This window comes from Kribbella sp. NPDC049227, from assembly GCF_043197265.1.
Taxonomy (GTDB): domain Bacteria; phylum Actinomycetota; class Actinomycetes; order Propionibacteriales; family Kribbellaceae; genus Kribbella.
Genome location: NZ_JBICST010000009.1, coordinates 123,846 through 148,997, shown reverse-complemented (window position 1 = coordinate 148,997; position 25,152 = coordinate 123,846). Strand labels below are relative to the sequence as shown.

Below are 25,152 nucleotides of genomic sequence, written 5' to 3'. Positions count from 1 at the left end.
CTCACTCACCCACCGTCTGCCGGTCGGGCGCCGAGAACGAGATGACGAAGATCGCCTCGTCGGTGCCGATGTTGCGCGCGTTGTGCAGCGCCCCCGACGGGATGCTGATCGTGTCGCCCACACCCATCGTGACCCGCTCGTCGTCGACAGTGTGCTCGATGGTGCCCTGCAGGATGTGCAGCACCTCGTCGCAGTTCGGGTGGTAGTGCCGTGGGTTCTGCTCGCCGGGCCGGATGTAGCACCGGCCGACCGTCATCGTGCCGGAGTTGCCCAGGGCGCCGGAAACCATCCACTCCAGTCGCCCCCACGGCTGGTCCTCGACCAGCACCTCGTCGGCCGGGGTCATCTGTCCCATCCGTCAGCTCCTTGGTTCGATCGTGGCCGGCTCCCCGGCCGGCAGTCGGCGGTACAGCTCGTACAGCTTGAGGATCTCCCGGACGTCGGCGAGTGTGCCTTTCTCCGGTGGCTTCCCGGCCAGCACGCTCTCGCAGAAGTGCACCACCTCGGGCACGTAGCCGAGGTAGAACAGGTTCTTGTTGTAGAGCTGGCCGAGGGAGAACTCGGGCTCCCAGTGCAGCGGCGCCACGTCGTCCCCGGTGATGAACGAAGCCGATCGCCCGTACGGCAACTCGGCCCCGGCCCGGTAGTACGTCATCCGTACGCCGTTGTCGACGACCACATTGGCCCCGGTGCCGATCACTTCGACGCGTTCGAGTGGTGCGCCGTTCGCGGAGCCGGCCGCGAGGTGCAGCGTCCCGACGGCTCCCGACTCGAACAGCAGACTCGACACGCTTGACCCGGTCCGCGGCTCCCATTCGTAGCTGAGGCGACGTACCGGTCCCATCAGATAGGTGAGGATCGCACCCGGATGGAAGATGTGGTCCAGGAACCCGATCATCGCGACGTCGTCGGACCGGGCGTCCGGTGCGGGCAGCGACTGCGGGTACCGCACCGAGATCGAGCTCGCCGTCCCGAACTCCGGCGTACTCAGGATCGCCTTCACCTTCTCCATCGCCGGCGTGAAGATCTTCTTCAGCCCGGTCATCACCGTCAGCCCGGTCTCGTCGGCCACCGCCTGCAGGCGATCCAGCTGCGCGATCCCGGCGGCCGTCGGCTTCTCCATCCAGACATGAGCCCCGGCGCGCAGGCAGTCCTCCGCGAGAGCAGTCGCCTGCACGTCGCCCTCTGCGGTGTAGGAGGTGACGATGAACACGGCGTCCGGCCGCTCACGAGCGAGCATCTCCCGGTGATCGTCGTACGCCGCCGGTGCGCCGAAGCCCCGGGCGTAGGTCTGGGCGCGCTCGAGCTGGACGTCGCAGACGGCGACCAGCTCGACCGGCGCGTACTGGAAGGTGGGATAGACGTTGCGGTACGAGTGCCCGCCCGCGCCGATGAAGGCGCAGCGCAGCCGCTCGGGGTACTCGAACTGATAGGTCACGGTCATCGCAAGGCTCCTGCCACGAGGCCACGGGTGAAGGATCGCTGCAACACGACATACACCAGGATGGATGGGATCATCGCCAGCACGATGCCGGCGAACAACGCGCCCGAGTCGGCGCTGTACTGCCCCTGGAACTGCACCAGCCCGAGCGGGATCGTCCGCTTCTCCTGGCTGAACAGCAGCAACAGAGCCAGCTGGTACTCGTTCCAGGCGCCGAGGAAGCTGAACACGCCGACCGCGAGCACGGCCGGTTTGGCCAGCGGCAGCATCACGCTGCGGAAGATCCGCCAGTCCCCGGCGCCGTCGACCCGGGCGGACTCGATCAGCTCGTTCGGCAGGTCCCGGAAGAAGTTCCGGGCGATGAAGACGCCGAGCGGTACGCCGCCGGCGACCAGGATCAGTCCGAGGCCGACCCGGCTGTCGACCAGCGACATCTCCCGCAGTTGGTAGAACGTCGGCACCATGATCGCCTCGCCGGGCAGTGTCATGACGAGGAGGTAGGCGTAGAAGATGCCGTTGCTCCGGCCCGTCGCCAGCTTGCCGAAGACGTAGCCGGCCGGGCAGGTGACGGCGACGGTGAGTGCGGTCACCGCGATCGCGATCACCGCGCTGTTGACGAAGTACGTGCTGAAGTCGCCGCTGGTCCAGACGGTGCGGAAGTTCTCCCACCGCCATTGACCCGGCAGGCCGAGCGGTTCGCCGAAGATCTCGGTGTCGTTCTTGAACGCGCTGAACACGGCCCACACGACCGGGACCATGGTGGCTCCTGCGATGACCGCGACCAGTACGACGAGAGCGTGGTGCCAGCGAGAGACGGTACGCATCGTGCTCACCTTCCCACTGCGGCGCGGTCGCGCCAGCGGTTGAAGCCGACGGTGATGACGACGGCGATCACTGCGATGCTCAGGCCCGCGGCGCTCGCCGCACCGATGTCGCCGAGGCTGAACGCCTGCCGGTACGCGTAGACCGCGACAAGCTCGGTCGACCGGTCCGGTCCGCCCTCGGTCATCGACCAGACCGTGCCGAATCCCTTGAGAGCGTTGATGAATGCGAGGACGACGACCAGGCTGATGGCGTTGTGCAGCGACGGCACGGTGATGTTGCGGAACCGCTGCCACGGCCCGGCACCGTCGATCGCGGCGGCCTCGTGGAGAGCGGGATCAACCGCCTGGATCGCGGCCAGGAAGATCACCAGGTAGAAACCGTACGCCTGCCACGCACTCGCGACCCCGACCGCCGGCAGGGCGAACGCCGTACTGCCCAGCCAGGGTTCGGCGAGGTCGTCCAGGCCGATGGCGCCGAGGAAACCGTTCAGCAGCCCGATGGTCGGGTGGTAGAGCTGGCTCCAGATCACGCCGACAACGGCCAGCGACATGATGTGCGGCACGAACACCAGACTGCGGAACAGGGTCTGTGCACGGCGCCAGCGGATCTCGCCGATCAGTGCGGCCAGCACCAGACCGCCGCCCACGGCGAGACCGAGGTGCATGGCCCACCAGATCACCGTCCGGCTCAACGCCTTCAGGAACGCGGGATCCGACCAGACGCGGGCGTAGTTGTCCAGCCAGGCACGATGCATGACCGGCGCGACGCCGTCCCAGGTGTAGAAGCTGAGCTCGATCCCGCGCAGCAGCGGCAGGAACAGGAACACCGCGAGCAGCAGCAGCGACGGCAGCAGCATGACGGTGATCAACGCCGTACGACTCAAACCCGTCCGCCCAGCGGAGCGGGGCGCGTGTCTGCTCATCGGCCCGCCGCCAGCTTCTCCTGCACGCCCTGCATCGCGTGCTCCGGTGACAGGCGCCTGGTCAGGATCCCTTGCACGGCTTGGTACCACGCTTCCTTGGCGGCATCGGGCAGGTACACGCTCGGGTTGAATCCGGTGCCCTTGGCAACCTTCTCCAAACCGTCCTGGACTGCTGGGTCGAGCCTGGTTCCGGCCGGCACGACCTGGGCCGGCACAAGTGTGCGACCCTTCGCCGCAGTCAGCGCCAGGTACTCCGGACTCGCCAGCCAGCGCAGCCACTCGATCACCGCGGAGCGGGACTTGGTGCTGTTGTTCACCACCCAGCTGAGCGCCAGCCCGGAGGTCGGCAGCGCTTCGACGCCCGGTTCCCGCGGCGGCATCGGGAACGAGCCGAACCCGGACACGTCCACACCGTCCTGCCGCGCGTTCGCCATCGATCCCTGCGGTACGACGATCATGCCGCCGCCACCGCGCCAGAACGCGGACTCGGCCTGGCCACCGTCCAGCGCCGCCGCCTGGCCGCCGTCGAGGCAGCCGCGCTGGATCAGGTCGGCGAGCATCTGACCGCCCTGGACGACCGCGGGATCGTCGAACGAGCCGGAGCCGTTGATGATGTCGCTCATCTTGTCCCGGCCCGCCGACGCCTGCACCAGCGCGCCGAGCAGCCAGCCGCCGGCGAAGTTGTCCCGCGCGCCGGCCAGCATCGGCTTGACCCCGGCGTCCTGCAACTTCTGGCAGGTGTCCAGGAACCCCTGCCAGTCGGTCGGGACCTGCAGACCGTGGGCGGCGAAGAGTTTCTTGTTGTAGTAGACCTGGAACACGTCCAGGCCCTCGACGATCTCGTAGACCTTGCCGTCGGTGCCGGCCTTCGTCTGCCGGACCACCTCAGGGGCGAACCGCCCGGCCAGGCCATTGGTCGCGAACACCTCGTCCAGCGGCCAGATCAGCCCGGCGTCGGCGAGCAGGCCGACCCGGCCCGGACCTGAGTTCACCAGCAACAGGTCCGGTCCGCTGCCGGATCGCAGCAGCGTCTGCACACTGCCCGCCTCGAACGAGATCGCTCCTTTCACGTACTCGACGCTGATGTCGGGATGCTGCTGCTCGAACGCCGCGACGGTGGCATCGGTGTAGGGGAAGTCGGCTCCCATGATGCGCAGCGACCGGGACGTGTCCTGCGGGCCGCCGGCGTTCAGCGATCCGGTGCCCGGTGCGGCGACCGTGGCACATCCCGGCAGCGCGACCGCTGTCGTGGCGGCGAGCAGCAGGGCACCTAGCTTCCACTTCATTGCACCCCACCTCACAGACCAATTCGTTCCCAAGAAGCTCAATGGGCGTTAGATTGGCCTTCCTAGCGTGGTGTTCTCTAGAGCCACATCGACGAAATTGGACTCTGTTTGTGATTCAGGACGCCAATGGCCTCAGGTTCTCGGCTGACGAGCTCGCGCGGATGCTGGTCGGCGCGGGTGCGCGGTCCGGCCCGCTCTACCGCCAGTTGAGCGACAGCCTGGCCGAGTTGATCGACCGCGGTGAGCTCCCGCCGGCCGCGGTCCTGCCACCCGAGCGTGCCCTCGCCACGGCCCTGACGGTCAGCCGTACGACGGTCGTCGCGGCGTACCAGGCATTGCGCGAGAGCGGACGGCTGGAGCGGCGGCAGGGGAGCGGGACCACGGTCAGCGCCGGCCGCGCCCGCGAGACGGTGTCGGGCGGAGTGCTCGCCGGCGACCACGCGGCGAGCCAGTTCCTGAACGGGCCGTTGGCAACGATCGACTTCGCGACCGCGGCACTGCCCAGTCTTGACCTGGTCGCCGACGTCGCGGCGGGTCTGACGCGGGACGACTACCTCCGCCTGACCGGCACGCATCATGGCTACCACTTGCGGGGTCTGCCGGCGCTGCGTGAGCGGATCGCCCGCTGGTACAGCGATGCGGGGATGCCGACCGCACCCGAGGACATCCTGATCACCTCCGGCGCCCAGCAGGCCTTGGAGTTGGTCGCCCGTGGTTGCCTGCAGCCAGGTGACGGTGTGGTCGTCGAGCAACCGACGTACCGCGGTGCGTTGGAGGCCTTCGGGCGGACCGGCAGCCGGATGCGGACTGTACGGATCGACGACGAAGGGCTCGACGTCATCGCGTTGGAGAAGCTGCTCGCCACCGAGTCGCCGCGGCTGGTCTATGTCCAGACGGCCGCGCACAACCCGACCGGCGTCGTACTGTCCGACGATCGCAGGCAGCGGCTCGCGCGGCTGCTCGACCAGCACGAGGTCGTCCTCGTCGACGACACATCGCTGTCCGGTACGTCGTTCGACGGGCGACCGTACGCCCCGGCGCTGGCCACCCACGAGCGGCTCGTCACGATCGGCTCGATGAGCAAGCTGTTCTGGGGTGGCCTGCGGCTCGGCTGGATCCGGGCTGTCCCGCAGGCGGTTTCGCGGTTCGCCCAGGTCCGTGGCATCACCGACCTGGGCAGCTCGCTGGTCGCCCAGGAGGTCGCACTGCGGTTGATGGACCACCGACCACCGCGATGCCGCCGAGGCCGAGCGACGTACCGCGCTGCCGGCCGGGCTGCGGACGTTGACCGAACTGCTCGGCCGGCACCTGCCGGACTGGACCTGGCGCGAACCGCAGGCCGGTGCGTCGCTGTGGGTCCGGCTACCGCAGGGCGACGCGACCCACTTCGCCCAGATCGCCTTGCGGTACGGCGTCGCGCTGCTGCCGGGCGCGGTCTTCTCGGCCGACGGCAGCACCGACGACCACACCCGGCTGCCGTATTCGTTGCCCACAGCCATGATGAGCCAGGGCGTCACCCGGCTGTCCCAGGCCTGGACCGACTACCTGAACCGCGCAACCGTAGACGTCACCCTCACCTCCGCGGTCACCTGATCGCGTGGAAGCTCCGCATGTGATCGACCATGGCGACTTCGGTCGGCAGGCGTTCCATGCTGGAGGCACCGAGGAAGCCGACCACGCCGTCGACCTTCGACAGGATGTGCTTGGCGTCCTCGGGGGTCGCGATCGGTCCGCCGTGGCAGATCACCAGCGCATCCGGGTTGACGGCGAAGATCGCGTCCCGTAGCCGGGAGACCAGGTCGACCGAGTCGTCCAGGCTCAGGCTGGTCTGCGCGCCGATCATGCCGGACGTGGTCAGCCCCATGTGCGGGACCAGCACGTCGGCGCCGGCCTCGGTCATCGCGGCCGCCTCGTCCTCGCTGTGCACGTAGGCCAGCGTCACCAGGTCGCGCTCCCGGGCGGCCCGGACCAGGTCGACCTCGCGGTAGAAGCCCAGGCCGGTCTCCTCCAGGTTGGCCCGGATGATCCCGTCGAACAGGCACACGGTCGGGTAGTTCTGGATCCCCGCGAATCCGGCCGCCTTCACCTGATCGAGGAACCGCGGGATGTCGCGGAACGGGTCGGTCCCGCACACGCCGGCCATCACCGGCAGCTTGTCGGTCACCGGCAGCACCTCGGTGCCCATCTCCATCACGATCGCGTTCGCGTCGCCGTACGGCATCAGGCCGGCCATCGAGGAACGCCCGGCCATCCGGTACCGCCCGGAGTTGTAGATCACCACGAAGTCGAGGCCGGCGGCCTCGGCGCACTTGGCGGACAGCCCGGTGCCGGCGCCACCGCCGATGATCGGGCGGCCCTCGGCGACCTTGCGGCGGAAGCCGGCCAGCAGCTCGGCGCGGGTCAAAGTGTTCACGGTGTCTCCTTCTCCAGCCAGGTGGCCAGCAGATCCACGGCGGTGGCAGGCACCGCCGGGTCGTTGATGTCGGTGTCGAAGTCGTGCAGGTCGATGCCGGGCCGCAGCCCGTCCCGCAAGGCCTGGTACAGCGCGTCGTCCGCGGCGGGGTCGTAGAAGACCCCGCCGGGTGTGGACAGCTGGGACAACCCACGGCGCGGGAACAGGACGGCCACGGGTGCGATGGAGGGATTGAGCCGGGCCGCGATCCGGCGACCCAGTTCGGCACACTCGGCGGCTGTGGTCCGCATCAGCGTCACAGCCGGGTTGTGCGGGTGGAGCAGCCGTCCGGAGAACTCCGGCGGCACGGTGTCGTAGAAGTTGACCATGTCGAGCGCGCCGACACTGACAACCTGAGGTACGCCGGCCTCCGCCGCGGCGGTGAGGCGGTCGGGACCGGCCGAGCAGACCCCGCCGACCAGGTCGTCGGCGAGCTCGGTGGTGGTCAGGTCGGCGACACCTTGGATCGTGCCGCCGCGGATGAGCGCCTCCAAGGTGCGGCCGCCGACACCAGTGCAGTGGAACGTCAACGCCTCGAAACCGCGGTCCTCCATGCCACGGACAACGGACGACCCGCAGGCCGTCGTCACTCCGAACATGCTCACCCCGACCAGCGGTGGGCCGCCGGCGGGTTCGGCGTACCGGCTCGTTGCCATCCCGACGCACGCCTGCGCGGCGTTCGCGAGGACGGGCCGGCTGAGCCGGTTCAGGCCGTTGATGTCGACAACTGGGTACATCAGCGTCAGGTCGGTCTCGCGGACGTACGACCGGGTGTCGCCGGCCGCGATGGTCGAGACCAGCACCTTCGGGAAGCCGAACGGCAGCCGCGCGCAGATCTCCGCCATCACGTACGCCGCGTTGGACCCGCCGACCGCCAGTACGCCGTCAACATCGCCGGACGCCACGAGATCCGCCAAGGATGACGCGGCACCACGCGCCATCACCGTCATCGCCGCGTTCCGGTCGCCCCGATCGCGTAGCTCGGTGAGCGAACCACCGCCGAGCTCGGCGATCAGGTCACGACCGATCCCCGGCGTCAGCGCCGGTACGCCGAGCACCCCGACGTCGATCAGGAGCGGAGTGGCCCCGAGTGCTGCGACCCGGTCGGCCAGGAAGGCGTACTCCGCTCCCTTCGTGTCGAGGGCGCCGACAAGCGCGATGACGGCCATCAGCGAGCTCCGTAGTCCGGCACCTGGATCTCGGCGCCGCCCTGGAGGGCCGACTGGTGGGCGCAGATCCCGGGTGCGGTCCAGGTCGCCGCGGTCCGGGCGTCGACCCTGGGCTCGCGGTTCTCGACCATGCTGGACACGAACTCGTGGACGAGATGCGGATGCGAGCCGCCATGTCCACCGTCAGCGAACCGCTTCAGTGCCTCGGGCAACAGTTCGGGTGCGCCGGGCGGCCGGACGTCGGCCTCGGTCACCGGCCGGCCCCGGCGCCCGTCGGGGAGCTGCTCGAGCTTGAACTCCTTCATCGGACCGCCTTCGAGCTGCGGCCACTCGAGCGCGCCCTCGTCGCCGTACACCGAGAAGCCTTCGAGGTAGCTGCGGCCCAGCTGGAAGAACGACATCGTCACGTTCGCGACCAGATCATCGTCGCCGCTCAGTTTGAACAGTGCGGCCTCGGTGCCGAACCCCTCGCCCGCGACGCCGATGTGGTCCGGCGTCAGCTTGCTGGAGCCGAGGCAGCGGACGGACTCGACGCGGGAGTTCGCCAGCGCCAGGGCGGGTGAGAGGGCGTGCGTGACGTAGTGCATCGGCGGGTAGCCGCGCCAGTAGTCCGGATACCCGTCGAGGTTCTGCAGGTGGTCGCCCTTGAAGTAGGCGAGGCGCCCGAGCTTGCCAGTGTCCAGCAGGGTTCGCGCGTGGAAGAACTCGCGGGAGTACACCGCGGTCTCCATCATCATGTAGTTGCGCTGAGCATCGTCCTGTGCCGCGATCAGTGCGTCCAGATCCTCGAGGGTCGTTGCCATCGGCACCGCCGAGGCGCAGTGCCGGCCGGACCTCAGCACCTGCTGGACCTGTTCCGCATGGAAGCGCACAGGAGTGAGCAGGTGGACCGCGTCCCAGCCGGGTGCGGCCAGCGCCTCGTCTAGGCTCGGAAACCGGTCGGTGATCCCGAGCCGGTCGGCGACGGCTGTCGTACGGGCGGGATCCGCGTCGACGACCGCGACGCGGCCGACGTCGGGATGGGCCTGGTAGATCGGGGCGAAGTCGGCGCCGAAGCCGAGGCCGACCACGATCACATCGATGCTCATCGGACCGGCACCTCCCGCTCCTCACCGAACAGGAACACCGCGCCGCCGCTGGCGAAGTTCGCCACGTCCTCGTTGGCCGCCTTACCTGCCTGGGACTCCAGTACGAGCTCGAGGTCCGCGCGGCTGTCGGTGTAGAGCTCGGCCTGGTAGTGGTACTGCGGTGGTGTCCCGTCCGGCGCGGATTCGAAGCGGCACACGGTCCACCGCTTGAGTCCGGTCATCTGCTGGGCGATCGGGATGTGTGTCTCGTCGTAGTACCGGTCGAACTCCTCGGTCGAGTCCGGCGGCCCGTAGAGCACGGTCACCTTGTACATATCAGCCTTTCAGTCCGGTCAGCGCGATGCCCTCGACGAAGTACTTCTGTGCGAAGGCGAACAACAGCACGATCGGCAGCAGCACCACGGCGGCCGCGGCCATCAGGTACCCCCACTGTGCGGTGTAGGTGCCCTGGAACGACGCCAGCCCCATTGCCAGCGTGTATTTGTCCGAGTCGTTCAAGTAGATCAGGGGGCCGAGGTAGTCGTTCCAGACCCCGAGGAACGTGAACACACTCACCACGGCCAGGGCCGGCTTCGACAGCGGCAGGATGATCCGCCAGTACACCTGCAGCGGCGTCGCCCCGTCGATGTACGCCGACTCGTCCAGCTCGTACGGGATGGACAGGAAGAACTGGCGGAGCAGGAAGATGTTGAACACCCCGGTGCCGAACCAGTGCGGCAGGATCAGCGGCACGTAGGTGTTCACCAGTCCGAGCTTCTGCCAGAAGAGGAACGTCGGGATCAGCGTCACGGCGTACGGCAGCATCACCCCGGACATCAGGATGCCGAAGACCAGGTTCTTGTGCTTCCAACGCAGCCGGGCGAACGAGAACGCCGCCAGCGAGCAGGACAGCACCGTCCCGATCAGTACGCCGGCCTCGATGATCAGCGTGTTCAGGAAGTACCGCGCGAACGGCACCTGTGTGAGCGCGCCGGAGAAGTTGTCCCAGGCAAAGGGTTTCGGGATCCACTGCGGTGGCGAGACGAAGATCTGGCCCGAGTCCATCAACGCACTGCGAACCAGCCAGATCAACGGCAGCAGCGTCGGCACCGCACCGGCGATGAGCAGCAGGTAGACGAGGAGCCTCTTCCCCACACCCCGCGGCGCCAGCGGCCGCGATGCCGGTGGCGCGGCCGCCACCACCTCGGGTTTCTCCAGTACGGCGGTCATCGGGTGCTCCCGGCCTCGTAGTAGACCCAGCGGCTGGAGTTGCGGAACAGCACCACGGTGACCGCCATGATCACCAGGAACAGCACCCAGGCCAGCGCGCTGGCGTATCCCATCTCGTTGTTCGTGAACGCGGTCCGGTACAGGTAGTAGATGTAGAACAGCGTCGAGTCGTTCGGCCCGCCCTCGGTCATCACGGCGGCCTGCACGAACACCTGCAGCGCCCCGATCACACTCGTCACCAGGCTGTAGAAGATCGTCGGCGTCATCATCGGCAACGTGATGTGCCGGAACTTCCGCCACGCCCCGCCGCCGTCCACCGCGATCGCCTCGTAGAGTTGCCGCGGCACGCCCTGCAATCCCGCCAGGAAGATCACAGCGACGTTGCCGAAGCCCCACACCGACATCAGGATCAGCGACGGGATCGCCGTACTCTCGTCGAAGATCCACTGCGACCGGGGCAGCCCGGCCTTCTCCGTCAGCGTGTTCAGCAGCCCGAAGTCCGGGTTGAACAGCCAGATCCACAGCATCGAGTTCGCCACGATCGGCACGATCGCGGGCAGGTAGTAGATCACCCGGAAGACGGCCTGCCCGCGGACCGGCTGGTTGAGCAGGAGCGCGACCGCGAACGCGACGATCAGCAGCAGCGGTACGGCGCCCAGCGTGTAGTACAGCGTGGCCCACAGCGACTTGAAGAAGCTGTCGTCGGCCGTGAACATCCTGGTGTAGTTGGCGAAGCCGACGAACTTCGGTGCCGCACCGATGGTCCAGTCGGTCAGGCTGATCACCGCCGAGGCGATCATCGGCAGGAAGGTGAACGCGACGAAGCCGATGATCGCGGGCAGGGCCAGCAGCACGCCCCAGCGTGCCTCCTGCTTCATCGGAGAAGAAGCCATCACAGCTCCTGGAGGGGCCACTTGCCCTGCAGCAGCGCCTGCATCTTCGGCTTCAGCGCCTTGACGATGTCGACCGGCGCGCCCTTGTTCAGGCTGATCTGCTCGATCGCCGGGTCGAGCACCTGGTGGATCCGGTCCGCGTTCTTGATCTGCTGGCCCCAGTCGGTGACGCCGTTCTTCAGCGTCGTGTCGACCACCGCGGTCTTGAAGTTGGCCGGGTACTTGTCCTTCAGCACCCACTTGTCGATCTCGGCCTGGTCCGTGTAGTACTTCTTCTGCAGTGGCGCCCAGAGCCCGTCCTTGAACAGATCAACGTGTTCGGGGTCGTTGTAGTACAGGTAGAGTTCGATCGCCTCCTCCGGGTGCTTGGTCTTGGCGAAGATCGCGCCGGCCGCACCGCCGGTCATCGTCAACGGCTCCTTGAACTTCGGCAGTACGGCGACGCCGAACGGCACCTTGCTCTCCATCAGGTCGAGCAGCGTCCAGTTGCCGTCGATGATCATCCCGACCCGCTTGGTCTGCAGCTGCACCGACGTGGTCGGCGCGTTCTTGCCCAGCTGGGCCGGACTCGGCGCCACCCGATGCACGTAGATCAGGTCCTGGATCTTCTTCAGGACGTCGATCGCCGCGGCCGAGTCGAGCGTGAACTTCGTACCGTCCTCGTTCACCATGTCGCCGCCGTTGGAGCGCAGCAGGCTGTAGAGCGGGGCACCGCCGATCGGCGCGATGGTGCCGAACTGCTTCACCTTGCCGGAGTCGAAACCGTCCTCGGACGGGTGCTTGCCGTTCTGGTCGACGGTCAGTTTGTCGGCCGCCTGGACGAAGTCGTCCCAGCTCCAGGCAGTGTCCGCGGTGAACGGCGCCGGGTCGAGACCGGCCGCCTCGAAGGCGTCGGTGTTGTAGTAGAGGATCTGCACGCCCATCGCCAACTGGTTCGCGGCGAGCTTGTCCTTGCCGTACCAGAAGTAGCTGCTCGGCAGCCGGTCCTTCAGCTCGGGGTACTTGTCCAGATACGGGAACAGGTTGAGGATCAGGTCCTTCTGCGCCAGGTCGTACATCTGCCCGGTGCCCAGGTAGGCCAGGTCGGGTGGGGTGTTCGCGGCGACCAGGCTGGACACCTTGGTCGGGTAGTTCGACACCGGCACGTACATCGGGTCGACCTTCGCGCCGTCGTGCTCCTTGCCGTACTTCTTCAGCATCTCGTCGATCGCCTTCTTCTCGAAGGCCGATCCCCAGTACATGAAGCTGAGCGGGCCGCCGGTCCCGCCGGCATCGTCCGAGCCGCCGCACCCGGCCAGCGCGGCCGGCGCCAGTCCGGCGGCGGCGACGGCCACCCCGCCGGTCCGGAGCAACTGTCTCCGGGTCAGTCCTGAACTGGTCATGCGAACTCCTTGGTCCCGGGAGGCTTTTCGGCGAGCGTATGGTCTTTAATGTCGACCGTCAACAGAAAGATGTCGACCGGAGTTCTAATTGATACTGTGTGAGCAGCGTCGGACCACGAGGGGGACCAGGATGACCACCGCGCCACTACGCTCCCGCCGCCGTCCGGCGTCGCAGTCCCGGATCGCCCGGTCCGGCGAGATCCTCGAACTGGTCCGGCACGGCCGGGCGAACACGACCGGTCAACTGGCCGACGAGCTCGGGATCGCCCGATCCACGGTGAACGATCGGGTCGACGTACTGCTGGCTGCTGGGCTGCTGTCCCTGGACGGACCGTCCGCGGACGGATCCCGCGGACGACCGGCCGCGACGCTCAGCTTCAGTCCGCGGGCCGGACTCACGCTGGCGGCACAGCTGGGCATCTCGGGCATCCGGCTGGCCGCGACGGACTTGGCCGGCGAGATCCTCACCAGCACGATGATCGACATCGACCTGGCCGACGGGCCGGAGGCGGTGCTGTCCGAGGTCACCCGGACGTACGACGGCATGCTCGAGCAACTGGACGCGGACCCGGCCCGTGTGCACGGCATCGGCTTCGGGATGCCGGCCCGGGTGGAGCTGGCGTCGCAGGGTGGCGGCGCGGACTGGACGGCCGAGTCGGTGTGCGAGGTGCTGAACCGCTGGACGGACGTGCCGATCTTCGTCGACCATGACGTCAACCTGCTCGCGTTCGGCGAGCACTGCGCGCGTACCGACGAGCCCGAGGTGCTGGTCTGCGTGAAGGTCGGCACGGTCATCGGGTGCGGGGTCGTTGTCAACGGCAAGGTAATCCAAGGCGTCTCGGGCTTGGCCGGGGAGATCGGTCATACTCGGGTCGGTGCGTCCGAAGTGCCCTGCAGCTGCGGCAACCTCGGCTGCCTCAACGCCGTCGCAAGTGGTGCCGCCCTCGCTCGTCGGCTCCGGGCCGAGGGTGTGGATGCGCCGAACGCTCGCGCCGTCGCAACCCTGGCCCGGTCCGCGCATGTCGAGGCGGGGCACGCGGTGCGAATCGCCGGTCGCGACATCGGCGAAGTCCTGGCCGGTGTGGTGAATCTGCTCAACCCCGGCGTCATCAGTTTGTGGGGTTACCTCGCCGAGGCCGAGGAGCAGCTGATCGCCGGCATCCGCGAGAGCATCGCCAAGTCGGCACAGTCCGGCCCGGCCGGCGACGTACGGATCGAGCCCGCAACCATGGGACCGGACGCCGGTCTGTACGGCGCGGCCATGATGGTCGTCGAGCATGCTCTTCAGCCGGCTGCGGTCGACGGTTACCTGGTTGGGCTGCAGCGCTAGGCTCGGCGGTCATGGCCAGGTATTTCGACGTGCATCCGGAGAATCCTCAGCGGCGGGCGGTCGGGCAGGTGGTGGACCTCGTCCGTGAGGGCGGGTTGATCGCGTACCCGACGGACTCCTGCTTCGCGCTCGGGTGCCAGCTGGGGAACCGGGACGGGATCGACCGGATCCGGGCCATCAGGCACCTCGACGACAAACACCACTTCACCCTGGTCTGCCAGGACTTCGCCCAGCTCGGGCAGTTCGTGCACATCAGCAACGCGGTCTTCCGGTCGATCAAGGCGGCGACCCCGGGCAGCTACACGTTCATCCTGCCGGCCACCAAGGAGGTGCCGCGCCGGCTGCTGCACCCGAAGAAGAAGACGGTCGGCGTACGCATCCCCGACCACGTCGTGGCGCAGGCCCTGGTCACCGAGCTCGGTGAGCCACTGGTCTCCAGCACCCTGCTTCTCCCCGACCACGAGGAGCCGATGACGCAGGGCTGGGAGATCAAGGAAGAGCTGGATCACCAGGTGGACGCCGTCGTCGACGGCGAAGCCGGCACCGAACCCACCACGGTCATCGACTTCTCCGAAGACTTCCCCGAAATCGTCCGCGTCGGCGCCGGAGACCCCAAGCTCTTCGAGTAGGAGCTACCACTGGTTCCAGTGCAGGACCTGGTCGCGGGGGACGCGCTTGGCCGGCCGGAAGTCGGTGCCGAGCGTGAACGCAAGCGGGATGAACGCCGCCAGCATGACCTCGTCGTACGGGACGCCGAGGATCTCGGCGAGTTCATGTTCGAGCGGTGCCTGCGCGGTTGTCCAGACCGTCCCGAGACCGCGCTCGCGGGCGGCGAGCATGAAGCTCCACACGGCGGGCAGGATCGATCCCCAGACCCCGGACTGCACGTCGACCGACGCTCGATCGGTGCGTCCCTCGACGGCCGGGATGACGAAGGCCGGCACCCGACGGATGTTGTCCACCAGGTAGCGCAGGCTGTCGAAGACCCGCTCGGTCGAGGCTGCGTGGTAGTTCATCCGCGACACGTCGCGGTCGGTCAGCGGGTGGCCGGTCGCCAGTGGCAGTGCACGCCGGAACACGTCGGCCACGGCCTGCCGCTGGGCCTCCTCGGTGACGACCAGGAAGTGCCAGCGCTGTCGGTTGCGGCCGGTCGGGGCCTGGGTGGCGAGATCGACGCACTCCTCGATCAGCTCGCGCGGCACCGGGCGGGTGAGATCGAGGCGTCTGCGCACCGCGCGCGTCGTGGACAGCACCTCGTCGGCCGACAGGTTCAGTGACATCAGGGCGTTACCCTTCCAGTAGAAGATCATCTGGTTCAGGATTATCTGCAAGCATCGTACTGCCAGGGTCTTGCGGGTGGGAAATGGATGCCGGATGGTGGCGGGGAAGTGTTGGTCAGTTACCTCTTCCGCCCCGGAGGGACCATGAAGCGTGTTGTTCTGTGTGCCTTGACCGTGCTGCTGGTCGCCGGCTTGCTGCCTGGGTCGGCTCAGGCCTATGCGAATGCGTTCTTCCCGACGCAGAGCAGTGGGAATCGGGGGGCCGACGTACTGGCGATCCAGTATTTGCTGCAGCACAACGGGCAGTCCGTCGCTGCTGATGGAGTGTTCGGTACGACGACCGTCGCGGCTGCCAAGGCGTTCCAGACGGCCAAGGGTCTCGGCGTGGATGGGATCGTCGGACCGCAGACGTGGGCCGCGCTGGCACCGACGATCCGGTCCGGTGACAACAACGCCGCGGTGAAGGCGTTGCAGGTCGAACTGAACGCCAAGCGGCGGTTGAGTCTCCCGGTCGACGGAGTGTTCAGTACGGCGGTCCGCGACGCGGTGGTCGCGTTCCAGTCGCACGCCGGGATCGGCGCGGACGGCATCGTCGGTCCGGTCACCTGGCGCAACCTCGCCTGGCACTACGACTACCCGGACTTCGCCGCCAACCTCTGCGACCAGGACCCCGACGGCAACGGTACGGCGGCCAACTGGGCGACGTCCGCGGCTGTCGCACAACTCGAGCAGGCGGCCCGGTCGTTCGCGAGCACGAACCAGGGCCGGCTCCCGTACGGCGACGCCGGCTTCGAGCACGGTGGTGACATCCCCGGCCACGGCAGTCACGACGTCGGGCTGGACATCGACATCTGGCCGATCCGGACCGACAGCGCGCAGTGCACCGCGGGCCGCATCACCTGGCAGTCGGCGACGTACGACCGGGCCGCGACCCGTCAACTCATCCAGGCGCTCCACGCCGCCGCTCCAGGGCACGTCCGGATCATCTTCTTCAACGACCCGACCCTGATCAGCGAGGGCCTCACCACCGAGTGGCCGGCCCACGACAACCACCTCCACGTCCGCTTCTGCGAGAAGGTCCACCCCAACTCCCTCTACACCTGCTGACCCTCGGCGTACCGAAGGACTGGTAGTAGTCCTCTGAAGGCCGGTCCGCCGCCGCTGCCCAGGCGGCGGATCGGAGCTATGCATACCTCTACGTCCCGTTCTTCGGTACGGCATGCAGACTGTGGGGCATGACGCAGACACTGGACCTCTCGCCCGACGAACTGCTCACGACCACCCGGACGGTGCGCAAGCGGCTGGATCTGGAGAAGCCGGTTCCGGCCGAGTTGATCCGGGAGTGCATCGAGGTTGCGTTGCAGGCGCCGTCGGGGAGTAATCGGCAGACCTGGCACTGGCTGGTGATCACGGACGCCGAGAAGCGGGCGGTGATCGGGGAGTACTACCGGCTCGCGGTCGAGAAGTACCTGGCCGGCTCCGGGGCCGCCGGGAAGCTGTACGCCGACGACCCGGTCCGCGGGCCGATCCAGCGCAGGATCGGGGATGGCGTGGCCTATCTGGGTGAGCGGATGGGGCAGGTTCCCGTCCTCGTCATCCCGTGTCTGCAGGCGAAGAACCTGCCTGCGGGCAACCAGGCCGGGTTGTGGGGCTCGATCCTTCCCTCTGCGTGGAGTTACTGCCTGGCCGCACGCGCCCGCGGACTCGGTACGGCGTGGACGACCCTGCATCTGAACTACGAGCAGGAGGTCGGCGAACTACTCGGTCTGCCGGAGGACATCCGCCAGACCGCACTGATCCCGACCGCGTACACGATCGGCACCGACTTCAAGCCCGCGGCTCGGCAGCCGCTCGACGACATCCTGCACGTCGATACCTGGTAGCACGTTGCTAAGGGCAACGGTCAGGACGCGGCCATCTCCTCGATGGTCAGACCACTGAGAACCGACCGTGGCTCGGTGACCGTCAGATCGAGCGCGGGATCGGCCGCGGCGTCGCGGACCTTCACCAGCAACCAGTCCGCACCGGTGCGGGTGAAGGCCCAAGCGCCGTTGAGTTTCACGCCGTGCAGCTGAACCTTGAAATGACCGCGTTCGATCGCCTGGGCCGGGTCCACCACCTGGTGCCGGTCGTCGTGGGTCAGGTTGGTGTAGATCCCGGCGTCCCAGACGATCACGGCGCCACTGCCGTACTGCGCGTCGGCGTGCACGCCTTCGTACGAGGCGTACTCGAGGTCGTGGTCGGTGGTGAAGACGGCGAGCCGCTTCACCACCGGATCCAGTGACGGCCCCCGCGGGACCGCCCATGACTTGAGTACGCCGTCCACCTCGAGCCGGACGTCGTAGTGCAGCCGCCGGGCGTCGTGCAGCTGCACCACGAAGATCGGCTTGTTGGTCAAGCGGCGGCTGCCGCAGGCGGCTCGATCCGGTCGCGCAGCCGGTCGAGGATGCCGCGGAGCAACCGGGACACCTGCATCTGGCTCACTCCGATCTCGGCACCGATGTCCGCCTGGGTGTGACCCTCGACGAACCGTAGTTCCAGAATCTTACGCTCGCGCGGCGCGAGCGCGCTCAGCACCGGCTCGAGGACGGCGACCGCCTCGGTCCGCTCGAACGCGGTGTCGTCGGAGTCGGCGATCGTGTCGGCCAGGTTCGCGGCCGAGTCGTCGTCGACCGGGCGGTCCAGGGACAGCACCGAGAAGCAGCCGTCAGCGGCGATGGCATCCTCGATTTCGTTGACCTGGGCCCCTATTTCGTCGGCCAGCTCCTGCTGGGTCGGCTCGCGGTGCAGCTCCTGCACCAGCCGCGGCCGGACCGAGGCGATGGATCCTTGCAGTTCCTGCAGGCGGCGCGGGATCCGGACCGTCCAGGAGCAGTCCCGGAAGTACCGTTTCACCTCGCCCCGGATGGTCGGTACGGCGTACGCCAGAAACGGCGTGTCCGCATCCGGGTCGTAGCTGCGGGCGGCCTTGACCAGGCCCAGGTACGCGACCTGGTCGAGATCGTCGGCCTCCACGCCGCGGCCGCGGAACCGCGAGGCGATGCTGTGCGCGATACCGAGGTGGAGTTCGATCGCTTGATCGAGAAGGGCCTGCCGGAGATTCTCGTCCGTGCTGGCGGCTCGCCGGCTCAGCAGGGACCTGGTTTCGCTGTCTCGGCGCTGCTTCCGATCGGTGCGGCGCGGCTCGGCGGTGGTGCTGGCAACGGTGTTCATGATGTGTCTGACCTCGCGACTCTGAGTCACGGCGCGGCACATGTCTGGACCGCGGTCAGGATGTTCTGACCACAGTTCTACCCCACCGACCCTGGGTTATGCATCCGGGCAGGCAGTAGGTTGCCGCCATGGACTGGAAGCTCGAGCTGGTGTCGGTCCCGGTGTCGGACGTTGACCGGGCCAAGGCGTTCTACACGGACAAGGTCGGCTTCGTCGCCGATCACGACCATCAGGTCAGCGAAGAACTGAGGTTCGTTCAGCTCACGCCGCCCGGATCGGCCTGCTCGATCGCGATCGGCAGCGGCATGGGCCAGGCCGAGCCCGGCTCGGTCCGCGGGCTGCAGATCGTGGTGTCCGATGCCGACGCGGCTCGCGCCGAGCTGGCGGGTCGCGGGGTGGACGTGTCGGACGTCCAGGAGATGCCGTGGGGCCGGTTCGTCTTCTTCAGCGACCCGGACGGGAACACTTGGGCGCTGCAGCAGATCGTCGGTCGCGCCGACTAGTTCCGCCCGGTTTCCGCCTGGTTCCACGGGCTCGCGCCGACTGGTGGTTCGGGGTTCCGGATCAATCCGAGTTACCGCTAACGGTGGGTCATCTCTCGGTTGTAGGGTGGCCTTTGGCTGAGCAACCAGCCCCCCAGATGATGGTTGTGTGTCCTTGCGAGGGCGACGATGACCGGACTTCAGCATCACCCCACAGCAGTACGACGCCACCCCACCGCTTCCGCCCCTGTCCAGAAGTCAGGTGCCATGCCAGTAGCCACTTCCCCGGCCCGGCCCGTGGCTGTCCAGGTCCGCATCGGCGGTCGCTGGATCGCCGGCCAGGAGCTGGGCCGCCGGACCGGAGCGGCCGGGGCCGACGAGGTTCTCGTCAGCCACCACGGCCACTTGGTCTGGGTCGACCAGCAGTCGGTCCGCGGGTCCTGAAAGCCCTTACCCAGCAGGGATTTCAGGAGAGAGATTTCGCAACCAGGTTGCCGATCTCGATCGCCGACGCCGACTGCGCCGGGTCGAACAGGGACCTGGTCAACGCGAACGCCACGCCTGAGCGCGTATCGGCCCAGGCGACGCTGCCACCCATGCCCGGCATCCCGAACGACGTCGGGCTCTCCTCCGCTGTTGAACCGAGCCGGCCGATCGGGTAGCCCAGCGCCCATGTCGCCGGATTCCCGAGCAGTTCGTCCTTCGCGACCAGGGCCCGACCGGTGATCTCCGCGACCGACTCCGGCCGGACCAACCGGACACCGTCGACCTCACCGATCAGAGCGGCGTACAGCTTGGCGATGCCGCGGGCGGTCAGGATGCCGCTGGACGGGGTCTCGGCGGCGAGATGCTCAGGCGTGTTGAGGTATGCGGCGCGGGGCATGGCGGCGGGCGGGGTGACCTCGGCGAACATTCCGGCCAGCATGGCGAAGGTCTCCTCGGCGCCGTTCGGCTCGACGAGCGTGGCGACGCGGTGCTGCTGGTCGAGGGGTACGCCGAAGTACACCTCGTCCGCGATCCCGAGCGGCTCGGCGATCTCCCGCTGTACGTCGGAAATCGTGCGGCCCGTTGCGCGACGGACGATCTCGCCGACGAGATAGCCGAAGGTCTCGGCGTGGTACGTCGTCCTGGTGCCCGGCTCCCACCACGGCTCGGCCGCGGCGAGGTACGACGTCAGCTTCGTCCAGTCGGCCAGGTCGGCGAGGGTGGTGTCCGGCGGCAGCGCGGGCAGGCCGACCGAGTGGGTCAGCACGTGCCGCAACGTCGCCTTCTCCTTGCCGTGCGCTGCGAACTCGGGCCAGATGTCCGCGATCGGAGAGTCGTACGCGAGGACGCCGCGATCGACCAGCACGTTGGCGACGGTTGCGGCCGCGGCCTTGCCGGTCGAGGCGCTGTAGAACAGGGTGCTCGCGGTGACGGGGCGGCCGGTCGCGGGGTCGGAGGCACCCGCGACGGCATCGACGACCAGTTCACCGTTCTGGTACGCCGCCACCTGCAGGCCGATCTCGGTCCTGGCCAGTTCGTCGACCCGCTGCTGCACCTGCTCCTGAAGATTCGTCACGTTGCCCATCCTGTCTCCTTCGGTGTTCCGTCACTGCCAGGTCGGAGCGGGCCCGGCGTTCTTGACGTGCGGTGCGGCAGACTTCGGCTGTGGAGTTGCGGCAGCTGGAGTACTTCGTGGCGGTGGCGCACGAGCGCAGTTTCACGCTGGCCGCTCGGCGGTTGCATGTGGTGCAGAGTGCGGTGAGTGCCGCGATCGCCGCGCTGGAACGTGATCTCAGGGTCACGCTGTTCGAGCGGAGCGCCCAGCGGGTCGTCCTGACGGAGGCGGGTACGGCGTTCCTGCCGGAAGCGCTGGCGGTGATGGACGCGGTCCAGGGCGCGCGTGACGTGGTCGACGAACTCGGTGCGGGCATGCGCGGGTCCGTTCGGGTCGGTTTGCTGCCGGGTCTCGGGCTGATCGACCTGCCCGCCGCGGCCGGTGAGTTCCGCCGGCGGTACCCGAACGTCGAGCTCCAGTTGCGGGTCGACGCCGAAGGATCGGCCGGCGTGGTCGTCGCGCTGCGGAACGGCGACATCGACGTGGGGTTCCTCGGGATCGCGGCCGGCAGCGTGCCGCGCGAGCTGACCGCCTGGGAGTTGCTCCGGGTCCCGCAGGTGCTCGCGGTCCCGGTCGGGCACCGGCTCGCGCGCCGGCGGTCGGTGACACTGGCCGACCTTGCCGACGAGGCGTTCGTCGACTTCCCGCCCGGGTTCGGGACCCGGACGATGATCGACCAGACCTTCGAGGCGGCCGGGATCGGACGGCATGTTGTGGTCGAGGCACTCGGCATCGAGAACGGTGTCGAGTTCGTCCGGCACGGCGTCGGCCTCGGCATCCTGCCCGGGTACGCCGTGGCGGATCAGAAGGCGATCCGGGTCGTGGCGATCACCGGCGAATCGTTCCAGTGGTCGCTGTACATGGCCACGCTGAAGAAGCGCAAACCGACCGCCGCGCTGCGGGCCCTCCTCGGTCTGGTCAGCACCCATCTCCGGCATCCGTCCGGCACCGAACCGGGTGCCGACGTACATCAATAGAATTGATTCACCCATCGACTTGAGTCGTTGGACTTGATCCATCCTGCGGAGCACGATCTAGGTGTCAGCAAGACCAGGCACCGAGATCGAGGAGCAGGACGATGACCGAGAACACCACCACCGAGCGGGTCGCCATCGTGACCGGCGGATCCAGTGGCATCGGCCGCGAGGCGGCGGCCCGGCTGGGCCGCGACGGCTACGCGGTGGTGATCGTGTACGGCGGCAACCAGGCGGCGGGCGAAGAGGCCGTCAAGGAGGTCGAGCAGGCCGGCGGCCGGGGGATCGCGGTCCAGGCCGACGTCGCCGACGAGACCGCGGTGGCCGCGCTGTTCGACCGGACCGAGCAGGAGTTCGGCGGGGTCGACGTGGTCGTGCACGCGGCCGGGATCATGCCGCTGTCGCCGCTGGCCGACCTCGACCTGGACGTGTTCGACCGGGTCGTGCGGACCAACCTTCGCGGCACCATCGTGGTCGACCAGCAGGCCGTACGGCGGGTCCGCAACGGCGGCGCGATCGTGAACATCTCCAGCTCGCTGACCAAGCTGGCCCGGCCCGGCTACTCGGCCTACTCCGCCACCAAGGGCGGCGTCGAGGCCATCACCCTGATCCTGGCCCGCGAACTGCGCGGCCGTGACATCACCGTCAACACCGTCGCCCCCGGTCCGACCGCGACCCCGCTGTTCTTCGAGGGCAAGCCGCAGGAACTGATCGACCGGATCGCCGCCGAGCCGCCGCTGGAGCGCCTGGGTGCGCCGTCCGACATCGCCGAGATCATCGCCTTCCTGGCCGGTCCGGCCCGCTGGATCAACGGCCAGGTCATCTACGCCAACGGCGGCTCGGCCGCGTAATCCCCCTGATTTCGAAGGAAAACCGTCATGAGCAAGACAGTCCTGATCAGTGGCGCGTCGAGCGGCTTCGGTGCACTCACCGCCCGTGCCCTCGCCGACGCCGGCCACATCGTGTACGCCGGAATGCGCGACCTCAACGGCCGGAACGCGGCGGCCGCCTCTGACGCCAAGCAGTACGCGACCGAGCAGAACGTCGACCTCCGGGCCGTCGAGCTGGACATCAGCTCGGACGAGTCGAGCCGCCAGGCCGTGAACACCGTGGTGAGCGAGACCGGTCGACTCGACGTACTCGTGCACAACGCTGGCCACATGGTCACCGGCCCGGCCGAAGCGTTCACGCCGGAGCAGCTGGCCGACCTGTACGACACCAACGTGGTCGGCACACAGCGACTCAACCGCGCCGCACTCCCGCAGATGCGCGGGCAGCAGGACGGGCTGATGGTGTGGGTCGGTAGTTCGAGCACGCGTGGCGGGACCCCGCCGTACTTGGCTCCGTACTTCGCGGCGAAGGCGGCGATGGACGCGCTGGCGCAGAGCTACGCGCTGGAGGTCGCGCGCTTCGGGATCGAGACCACGATCGTCGTACCCGGCGCCTTCACTCACGGCACCAACCACTTCGCCCACAGCGGCAAGCCGGCCGACACGGACATCGTGTCCGCGTACGAGACGAAGTACGCCGGTCTGATGGAGCAGGTCAGCCAGAAGCTCGCCGAGCTCGAGCCGTCCTGGGCCGATGTCGCCGAGGTGGCCAAGGAGATCGTCACCGTGGTGGGCACCGAGAAGGGCCGGCGGCCGTTCCGGGTCCACATCGACCCGTCCGACGACGGTGCCGCGGTGGTGAACGGGGTGGCCGACCGGGTCCGCGCCGAACTCCTCCGGCGGATCGGCCTGGACGACCTCCTCCACCCGGTGGCATGAGGGGCCTGATCGACGTCCACTCGCACTTCCTGCTGCCGGAGTACGTCGCAGCAGCGGAACGCGCCGGGCATCTCCGTCCAGACGGGATGCCCGGCTGGCCGGAGTGGAGCGTCCGCAAGCAGCTCGACCTGATGGACCGCAACGAGATCGCGACCGCTCTGCTGTCCGTGTCGTCGCCGGGGGTGCACTTCGGTGACGACTTCCGGGCGCAGGTGCTGGCCCGGCGGATGAACGAGGCCGCGGCCGAGCTGGGCCGGGACCACCCGGGACGGTTCGGCTCCTTCGCCAGCCTGCCGCTTCCGGATGTCGAGGGTGCCCTGGTCGAACTGGATTACGCGTACGACGTCTTGCACGCGGACGGCGTCGTACTGATGAGCAACGCGGGCGGTCAGTATCCGGGTGAGCCCTCGTGGGAGCCGTTGTGGCAAGCGTTGAACGACAGGTCCGCGCTGGTGTTGCTGCACCCGACATCCCCGCCGCAGTGGCGACAGGTCGCCCTGGACCGCCCGCGGCCGATGATCGAGTTCGTCTTCGACAGCGCCCGGGCGGTCACCGACCTCGCGCTCACCGGGGTGTTCGCCCGCTACCCCGACATCCGCTTCATCGTCTCGCCCGCTGGTGCTCTCCCGATGATCGCCGAGCGCCTCGATCTCTTCCAGTCAACGTTCACACCGCCGTCCGACGGTCTGCCCAGCGTTGCCTCCCAGCTGCAAACCCTCTGGTACGACTCGACCGGCGCGTCCGCACCCGGCAGCTCTGACCGTCTCCTCTTCGGTAGTGGCTACTGCTTCACTCCGACGGACGCGGTCTCACGCCATCTCGCCGGCCTCGATGTCGCCGTACCCGGCTGGCGGGAGCACGCGAAGACCAACGCGTCCGAACTCATTTCAATCCGCGCGCATAGTCGTGTGCGAACCTGATCGTCCGTTTCCGCTCCTCATCGGTGCCGACCGGGCACAGCAGGAACTCCGTCGCTCCGGCCTCCGCGAACCGGTCGATCTCCTTCGCGACGGCCGACTCGTCGCCCAGTACGGCGGTGTCCTCCGGCCCCGCCTTGCCGCCGCGGTCCAGCACCGCTCTGTAGGAGGGCATGTCGCCTGCCGGGCCGTAACGGGCCCGGATCCATTCCCGGGTCGCGTCCGGATCGTCGGTGAGCGCGACGCACGCGCCGGCGATGACCTGCGGCCGCGGGCGACCCGCAGCCCTCGCAGCCTGGTCGATCGTCGGCCGGATGAAGCTCTCGATCACCTCCGGTCCGACCCAGCTGGTCGTCGTACCGGCGGTCAGCTCACCCGCGATCTTGAGCATCCGCGGGCCCAGCGCGGCCAGGATCAGCTCCGGTGCCTCAGTCCCGAGGATCTCGATGTGCCCGCGGGCGGTGAGCTTCTCGCCCTCGTACGCGACCGGCTCGCCGGACAGCAGTGGCCCGAGGGCTTCGACGTACTCGCGCATGTAGCGGGCCGGCTGCTCCATCGACAACCCGAACATGCCCTCGATGATCTGCGGATGACTCGACCCGATCCCGAGCGTCAGCCGGTTGCCGATCACCGCCTGCACGCTGAGCGCCTGTGCTGCCAGCGCGAGCGGGTGCCGCGGATAGACCGGCACGATGCCGACCGCGAACTCGATGGTCGAGGTGAACGGCGCCGCCCCGGCGATCAGCGTGAGTGCGTCCCACCCGAGCCGCTGGCTGAACCAGATCCGGTCGATGCCGTGCTCCTCAGCGGCCTTCGCGGCCGCGCCCACCTCGTCGATGCGCAGGTTCTCTTCGTCGATCCACAGTCCGAGTCTCATGTCCATCAGTCAACGAGCCCGGGGAGCGGTGACCAAGCCCCGA

28 protein-coding genes are annotated in these 25,152 nt (G+C 68.2%); 11 read left to right on the top strand and 17 right to left on the bottom strand.

What is annotated here, in order from left to right:
• Position 1 precedes the first annotated feature (1 nt).
• The 5 genes from ACGFH6_RS37225 to ACGFH6_RS37205 are packed head-to-tail and all read right to left on the bottom strand — an operon-like array spanning position 2 to position 4,474.
• Complete coding sequence (locus ACGFH6_RS37225; RefSeq protein ID WP_393393977.1) at positions 2 to 355, bottom strand: cupin domain-containing protein; 354 nt, start codon at positions 353 to 355, stop codon at positions 2 to 4.
• Positions 356 to 358: 3 nt separating this feature from the next.
• Positions 359 to 1,444 (bottom strand): Gfo/Idh/MocA family protein, encoded by a 1,086-nt coding sequence (locus ACGFH6_RS37220; protein ID WP_393393974.1) that lies wholly within the window; start codon positions 1,442 to 1,444, stop codon positions 359 to 361.
• Positions 1,441 to 2,265: a carbohydrate ABC transporter permease gene (locus ACGFH6_RS37215; RefSeq protein WP_393393971.1), complete on the bottom strand. Its 825-nt coding sequence runs from the start codon at positions 2,263 to 2,265 to the stop codon at positions 1,441 to 1,443. Before ACGFH6_RS37215 ends, ACGFH6_RS37220 begins: the two co-directional genes overlap by 4 nt.
• Positions 2,266 to 2,270: 5 nt before the next feature.
• Positions 2,271 to 3,188, bottom strand: a complete 918-nt coding sequence (locus ACGFH6_RS37210; protein WP_393393969.1) for a carbohydrate ABC transporter permease — start codon at positions 3,186 to 3,188, stop codon at positions 2,271 to 2,273.
• Complete coding sequence (locus ACGFH6_RS37205; RefSeq protein WP_393393966.1) at positions 3,185 to 4,474, bottom strand: ABC transporter substrate-binding protein; 1,290 nt, start codon at positions 4,472 to 4,474, stop codon at positions 3,185 to 3,187. The genes ACGFH6_RS37210 and ACGFH6_RS37205 overlap by 4 nt, the downstream gene beginning before the upstream one ends.
• Before the next feature lie 110 nt (positions 4,475 to 4,584).
• On the opposite strand from ACGFH6_RS37205, the gene ACGFH6_RS37200 reads away from it, so the two are divergent.
• Positions 4,585 to 6,090: a PLP-dependent aminotransferase family protein gene (locus tag ACGFH6_RS37200; RefSeq protein WP_393393963.1), complete on the top strand. Its 1,506-nt coding sequence runs from the start codon at positions 4,585 to 4,587 to the stop codon at positions 6,088 to 6,090.
• Here the strand turns inward: ACGFH6_RS37200 and ACGFH6_RS37195 are convergent.
• From ACGFH6_RS37195 to ACGFH6_RS37165, 7 genes are read right to left on the bottom strand one after another with little or no spacing between them, the layout of a single operon-like run.
• Positions 6,060 to 6,887, bottom strand: a complete 828-nt coding sequence (locus ACGFH6_RS37195; protein WP_393393960.1) for a phosphoenolpyruvate hydrolase family protein — start codon at positions 6,885 to 6,887, stop codon at positions 6,060 to 6,062. The genes ACGFH6_RS37200 and ACGFH6_RS37195 overlap by 31 nt on opposite strands.
• On the bottom strand, positions 6,884 to 8,095 hold the full coding sequence (locus ACGFH6_RS37190; protein WP_393393958.1) for a Tm-1-like ATP-binding domain-containing protein: 1,212 nt from the start codon (positions 8,093 to 8,095) through the stop codon (positions 6,884 to 6,886). Before ACGFH6_RS37190 ends, ACGFH6_RS37195 begins: the two co-directional genes overlap by 4 nt.
• The gene (locus ACGFH6_RS37185; RefSeq protein WP_393393956.1) at positions 8,095 to 9,183 is read right to left on the bottom strand and encodes a Gfo/Idh/MocA family protein; all 1,089 of its coding nucleotides are present in this window, start codon (positions 9,181 to 9,183) and stop codon (positions 8,095 to 8,097) included. The genes ACGFH6_RS37190 and ACGFH6_RS37185 overlap by 1 nt, the downstream gene beginning before the upstream one ends.
• On the bottom strand, positions 9,180 to 9,488 hold the full coding sequence (locus ACGFH6_RS37180; RefSeq protein ID WP_393393953.1) for an EthD family reductase: 309 nt from the start codon (positions 9,486 to 9,488) through the stop codon (positions 9,180 to 9,182). Before ACGFH6_RS37180 ends, ACGFH6_RS37185 begins: the two co-directional genes overlap by 4 nt.
• Positions 9,489 to 9,498: 10 nt before the next feature.
• The gene (locus ACGFH6_RS37175; RefSeq protein WP_393393951.1) at positions 9,499 to 10,392 is read right to left on the bottom strand and encodes a carbohydrate ABC transporter permease; all 894 of its coding nucleotides are present in this window, start codon (positions 10,390 to 10,392) and stop codon (positions 9,499 to 9,501) included.
• The gene (locus ACGFH6_RS37170) at positions 10,389 to 11,285 is read right to left on the bottom strand and encodes a carbohydrate ABC transporter permease (RefSeq protein ID WP_393393948.1); all 897 of its coding nucleotides are present in this window, start codon (positions 11,283 to 11,285) and stop codon (positions 10,389 to 10,391) included. The genes ACGFH6_RS37175 and ACGFH6_RS37170 overlap by 4 nt, the downstream gene beginning before the upstream one ends.
• The gene (locus ACGFH6_RS37165; protein ID WP_393393945.1) at positions 11,285 to 12,667 is read right to left on the bottom strand and encodes an ABC transporter substrate-binding protein; all 1,383 of its coding nucleotides are present in this window, start codon (positions 12,665 to 12,667) and stop codon (positions 11,285 to 11,287) included. Before ACGFH6_RS37165 ends, ACGFH6_RS37170 begins: the two co-directional genes overlap by 1 nt.
• Positions 12,668 to 12,797: 130 nt before the next feature.
• Here ACGFH6_RS37165 and ACGFH6_RS37160 point away from each other — a divergent pair, with 130 nt between their 5' ends.
• Together ACGFH6_RS37160 and ACGFH6_RS37155 are read left to right on the top strand one after the other, a co-directional pair.
• On the top strand, positions 12,798 to 13,997 hold the full coding sequence (locus ACGFH6_RS37160) for an ROK family protein (RefSeq protein ID WP_393393942.1): 1,200 nt from the start codon (positions 12,798 to 12,800) through the stop codon (positions 13,995 to 13,997).
• Positions 13,998 to 14,008: 11 nt separating this feature from the next.
• The gene (locus ACGFH6_RS37155) at positions 14,009 to 14,626 is read left to right on the top strand and encodes an L-threonylcarbamoyladenylate synthase (RefSeq protein WP_131511086.1); all 618 of its coding nucleotides are present in this window, start codon (positions 14,009 to 14,011) and stop codon (positions 14,624 to 14,626) included.
• Positions 14,627 to 14,629: 3 nt separating this feature from the next.
• Here the strand turns inward: ACGFH6_RS37155 and ACGFH6_RS37150 are convergent, their stop codons facing one another.
• On the bottom strand, positions 14,630 to 15,307 hold the full coding sequence (locus tag ACGFH6_RS37150; protein ID WP_393393938.1) for a nitroreductase family protein: 678 nt from the start codon (positions 15,305 to 15,307) through the stop codon (positions 14,630 to 14,632).
• 114 nt (positions 15,308 to 15,421) lie between these two features.
• On the opposite strand from ACGFH6_RS37150, the gene ACGFH6_RS37145 reads away from it, so the two are divergent.
• Entirely contained in the window at positions 15,422 to 16,384 is a 963-nt protein-coding gene (locus ACGFH6_RS37145; RefSeq protein WP_393393935.1) for a penicillin-insensitive murein endopeptidase, read from the top strand.
• Positions 16,385 to 16,512: 128 nt separating this feature from the next.
• Positions 16,513 to 17,160, top strand: a complete 648-nt coding sequence (locus ACGFH6_RS37140) for a nitroreductase family protein (protein ID WP_393393933.1) — start codon at positions 16,513 to 16,515, stop codon at positions 17,158 to 17,160.
• A gap of 20 nt (positions 17,161 to 17,180) precedes the next feature.
• On the opposite strand, the gene ACGFH6_RS37135 is transcribed toward ACGFH6_RS37140, so the two are convergent.
• Positions 17,181 to 17,675, bottom strand: coding sequence for a DNA polymerase ligase N-terminal domain-containing protein (locus ACGFH6_RS37135; RefSeq protein WP_393393930.1), 495 nt, complete (start codon positions 17,673 to 17,675; stop codon positions 17,181 to 17,183).
• The gene (locus tag ACGFH6_RS37130; protein WP_393393928.1) at positions 17,672 to 18,490 is read right to left on the bottom strand and encodes a SigB/SigF/SigG family RNA polymerase sigma factor; all 819 of its coding nucleotides are present in this window, start codon (positions 18,488 to 18,490) and stop codon (positions 17,672 to 17,674) included. Before ACGFH6_RS37130 ends, ACGFH6_RS37135 begins: the two co-directional genes overlap by 4 nt.
• A gap of 128 nt (positions 18,491 to 18,618) precedes the next feature.
• On the opposite strand from ACGFH6_RS37130, the gene ACGFH6_RS37125 reads away from it, so the two are divergent.
• Positions 18,619 to 18,993 carry a glyoxalase superfamily protein gene (locus tag ACGFH6_RS37125; protein ID WP_131511081.1) on the top strand — a complete coding sequence of 125 codons (375 nt, stop codon included), beginning with the start codon at positions 18,619 to 18,621 and terminating at the stop codon, positions 18,991 to 18,993.
• A gap of 246 nt (positions 18,994 to 19,239) precedes the next feature.
• Complete coding sequence (locus ACGFH6_RS37120) at positions 19,240 to 19,416, top strand: hypothetical protein (RefSeq protein ID WP_360455520.1); 177 nt, start codon at positions 19,240 to 19,242, stop codon at positions 19,414 to 19,416.
• A 22-nt stretch (positions 19,417 to 19,438) separates the two neighbouring features.
• On the opposite strand, the gene ACGFH6_RS37115 is transcribed toward ACGFH6_RS37120, so the two are convergent.
• Entirely contained in the window at positions 19,439 to 20,542 is a 1,104-nt protein-coding gene (locus tag ACGFH6_RS37115; protein WP_393393923.1) for a serine hydrolase domain-containing protein, read from the bottom strand.
• Positions 20,543 to 20,622: 80 nt separating this feature from the next.
• On the opposite strand from ACGFH6_RS37115, the gene ACGFH6_RS37110 reads away from it, so the two are divergent.
• The 4 genes from ACGFH6_RS37110 (at position 20,623) to ACGFH6_RS37095 (ending at position 24,235) form a co-directional block, all read left to right on the top strand.
• Positions 20,623 to 21,549, top strand: coding sequence for a LysR family transcriptional regulator (locus ACGFH6_RS37110; protein ID WP_393393921.1), 927 nt, complete (start codon positions 20,623 to 20,625; stop codon positions 21,547 to 21,549).
• 101 nt (positions 21,550 to 21,650) lie between these two features.
• A complete protein-coding gene (locus ACGFH6_RS37105; protein WP_393393919.1) occupies positions 21,651 to 22,397 on the top strand; it encodes an SDR family oxidoreductase in 747 nt (248 codons plus the stop codon).
• A 27-nt stretch (positions 22,398 to 22,424) separates the two neighbouring features.
• On the top strand, positions 22,425 to 23,315 hold the full coding sequence (locus ACGFH6_RS37100; protein WP_393393916.1) for an SDR family oxidoreductase: 891 nt from the start codon (positions 22,425 to 22,427) through the stop codon (positions 23,313 to 23,315).
• Complete coding sequence (locus ACGFH6_RS37095; RefSeq protein ID WP_393393914.1) at positions 23,312 to 24,235, top strand: amidohydrolase family protein; 924 nt, start codon at positions 23,312 to 23,314, stop codon at positions 24,233 to 24,235. The genes ACGFH6_RS37100 and ACGFH6_RS37095 overlap by 4 nt, the downstream gene beginning before the upstream one ends.
• Here the strand turns inward: ACGFH6_RS37095 and ACGFH6_RS37090 are convergent.
• Positions 24,198 to 25,109: a TIGR03564 family F420-dependent LLM class oxidoreductase gene (locus tag ACGFH6_RS37090; protein WP_393393911.1), complete on the bottom strand. Its 912-nt coding sequence runs from the start codon at positions 25,107 to 25,109 to the stop codon at positions 24,198 to 24,200. The genes ACGFH6_RS37095 and ACGFH6_RS37090 overlap by 38 nt on opposite strands.
• Positions 25,110 to 25,152 lie beyond the last annotated feature (43 nt).

What these genes read in the sequence shown, in the direction of transcription:
- ACGFH6_RS37225 (WP_393393977.1), bottom strand. Translation starts at nt 355, where the DNA reads ATGGGACAGATGACCCCGGCCGACGAGGTGCTGGTCGAGGACCAGCCG.
- ACGFH6_RS37220 (WP_393393974.1), bottom strand. Translation starts at nt 1,444, where the DNA reads ATGACCGTGACCTATCAGTTCGAGTACCCCGAGCGGCTGCGCTGCGCC.
- ACGFH6_RS37215 (WP_393393971.1), bottom strand. Translation starts at nt 2,265, where the DNA reads ATGCGTACCGTCTCTCGCTGGCACCACGCTCTCGTCGTACTGGTCGCG.
- ACGFH6_RS37210 (WP_393393969.1), bottom strand. Translation starts at nt 3,188, where the DNA reads ATGAGCAGACACGCGCCCCGCTCCGCTGGGCGGACGGGTTTGAGTCGT.
- ACGFH6_RS37205 (WP_393393966.1), bottom strand. Translation starts at nt 4,474, where the DNA reads ATGAAGTGGAAGCTAGGTGCCCTGCTGCTCGCCGCCACGACAGCGGTC.
- ACGFH6_RS37190 (WP_393393958.1), bottom strand. Translation starts at nt 8,095, where the DNA reads ATGGCCGTCATCGCGCTTGTCGGCGCCCTCGACACGAAGGGAGCGGAG.
- ACGFH6_RS37185 (WP_393393956.1), bottom strand. Translation starts at nt 9,183, where the DNA reads ATGAGCATCGATGTGATCGTGGTCGGCCTCGGCTTCGGCGCCGACTTC.
- ACGFH6_RS37175 (WP_393393951.1), bottom strand. Translation starts at nt 10,392, where the DNA reads ATGACCGCCGTACTGGAGAAACCCGAGGTGGTGGCGGCCGCGCCACCG.
- ACGFH6_RS37170 (WP_393393948.1), bottom strand. Translation starts at nt 11,285, where the DNA reads ATGGCTTCTTCTCCGATGAAGCAGGAGGCACGCTGGGGCGTGCTGCTG.
- ACGFH6_RS37165 (WP_393393945.1), bottom strand. Translation starts at nt 12,667, where the DNA reads ATGACCAGTTCAGGACTGACCCGGAGACAGTTGCTCCGGACCGGCGGG.
- ACGFH6_RS37160 (WP_393393942.1), top strand. Translation starts at nt 12,798, where the DNA reads ATGACCACCGCGCCACTACGCTCCCGCCGCCGTCCGGCGTCGCAGTCC.
- ACGFH6_RS37155 (WP_131511086.1), top strand. Translation starts at nt 14,009, where the DNA reads ATGGCCAGGTATTTCGACGTGCATCCGGAGAATCCTCAGCGGCGGGCG.
- ACGFH6_RS37150 (WP_393393938.1), bottom strand. Translation starts at nt 15,307, where the DNA reads ATGATCTTCTACTGGAAGGGTAACGCCCTGATGTCACTGAACCTGTCG.
- ACGFH6_RS37145 (WP_393393935.1), top strand. Translation starts at nt 15,422, where the DNA reads ATGAAGCGTGTTGTTCTGTGTGCCTTGACCGTGCTGCTGGTCGCCGGC.
- ACGFH6_RS37140 (WP_393393933.1), top strand. Translation starts at nt 16,513, where the DNA reads ATGACGCAGACACTGGACCTCTCGCCCGACGAACTGCTCACGACCACC.
- ACGFH6_RS37130 (WP_393393928.1), bottom strand. Translation starts at nt 18,490, where the DNA reads ATGAACACCGTTGCCAGCACCACCGCCGAGCCGCGCCGCACCGATCGG.
- ACGFH6_RS37125 (WP_131511081.1), top strand. Translation starts at nt 18,619, where the DNA reads ATGGACTGGAAGCTCGAGCTGGTGTCGGTCCCGGTGTCGGACGTTGAC.
- ACGFH6_RS37120 (WP_360455520.1), top strand. Translation starts at nt 19,240, where the DNA reads ATGCCAGTAGCCACTTCCCCGGCCCGGCCCGTGGCTGTCCAGGTCCGC.
- ACGFH6_RS37115 (WP_393393923.1), bottom strand. Translation starts at nt 20,542, where the DNA reads ATGGGCAACGTGACGAATCTTCAGGAGCAGGTGCAGCAGCGGGTCGAC.
- ACGFH6_RS37105 (WP_393393919.1), top strand. Translation starts at nt 21,651, where the DNA reads ATGACCGAGAACACCACCACCGAGCGGGTCGCCATCGTGACCGGCGGA.
- ACGFH6_RS37100 (WP_393393916.1), top strand. Translation starts at nt 22,425, where the DNA reads ATGAGCAAGACAGTCCTGATCAGTGGCGCGTCGAGCGGCTTCGGTGCA.
- ACGFH6_RS37095 (WP_393393914.1), top strand. Translation starts at nt 23,312, where the DNA reads ATGAGGGGCCTGATCGACGTCCACTCGCACTTCCTGCTGCCGGAGTAC.
- ACGFH6_RS37090 (WP_393393911.1), bottom strand. Translation starts at nt 25,109, where the DNA reads ATGAGACTCGGACTGTGGATCGACGAAGAGAACCTGCGCATCGACGAG.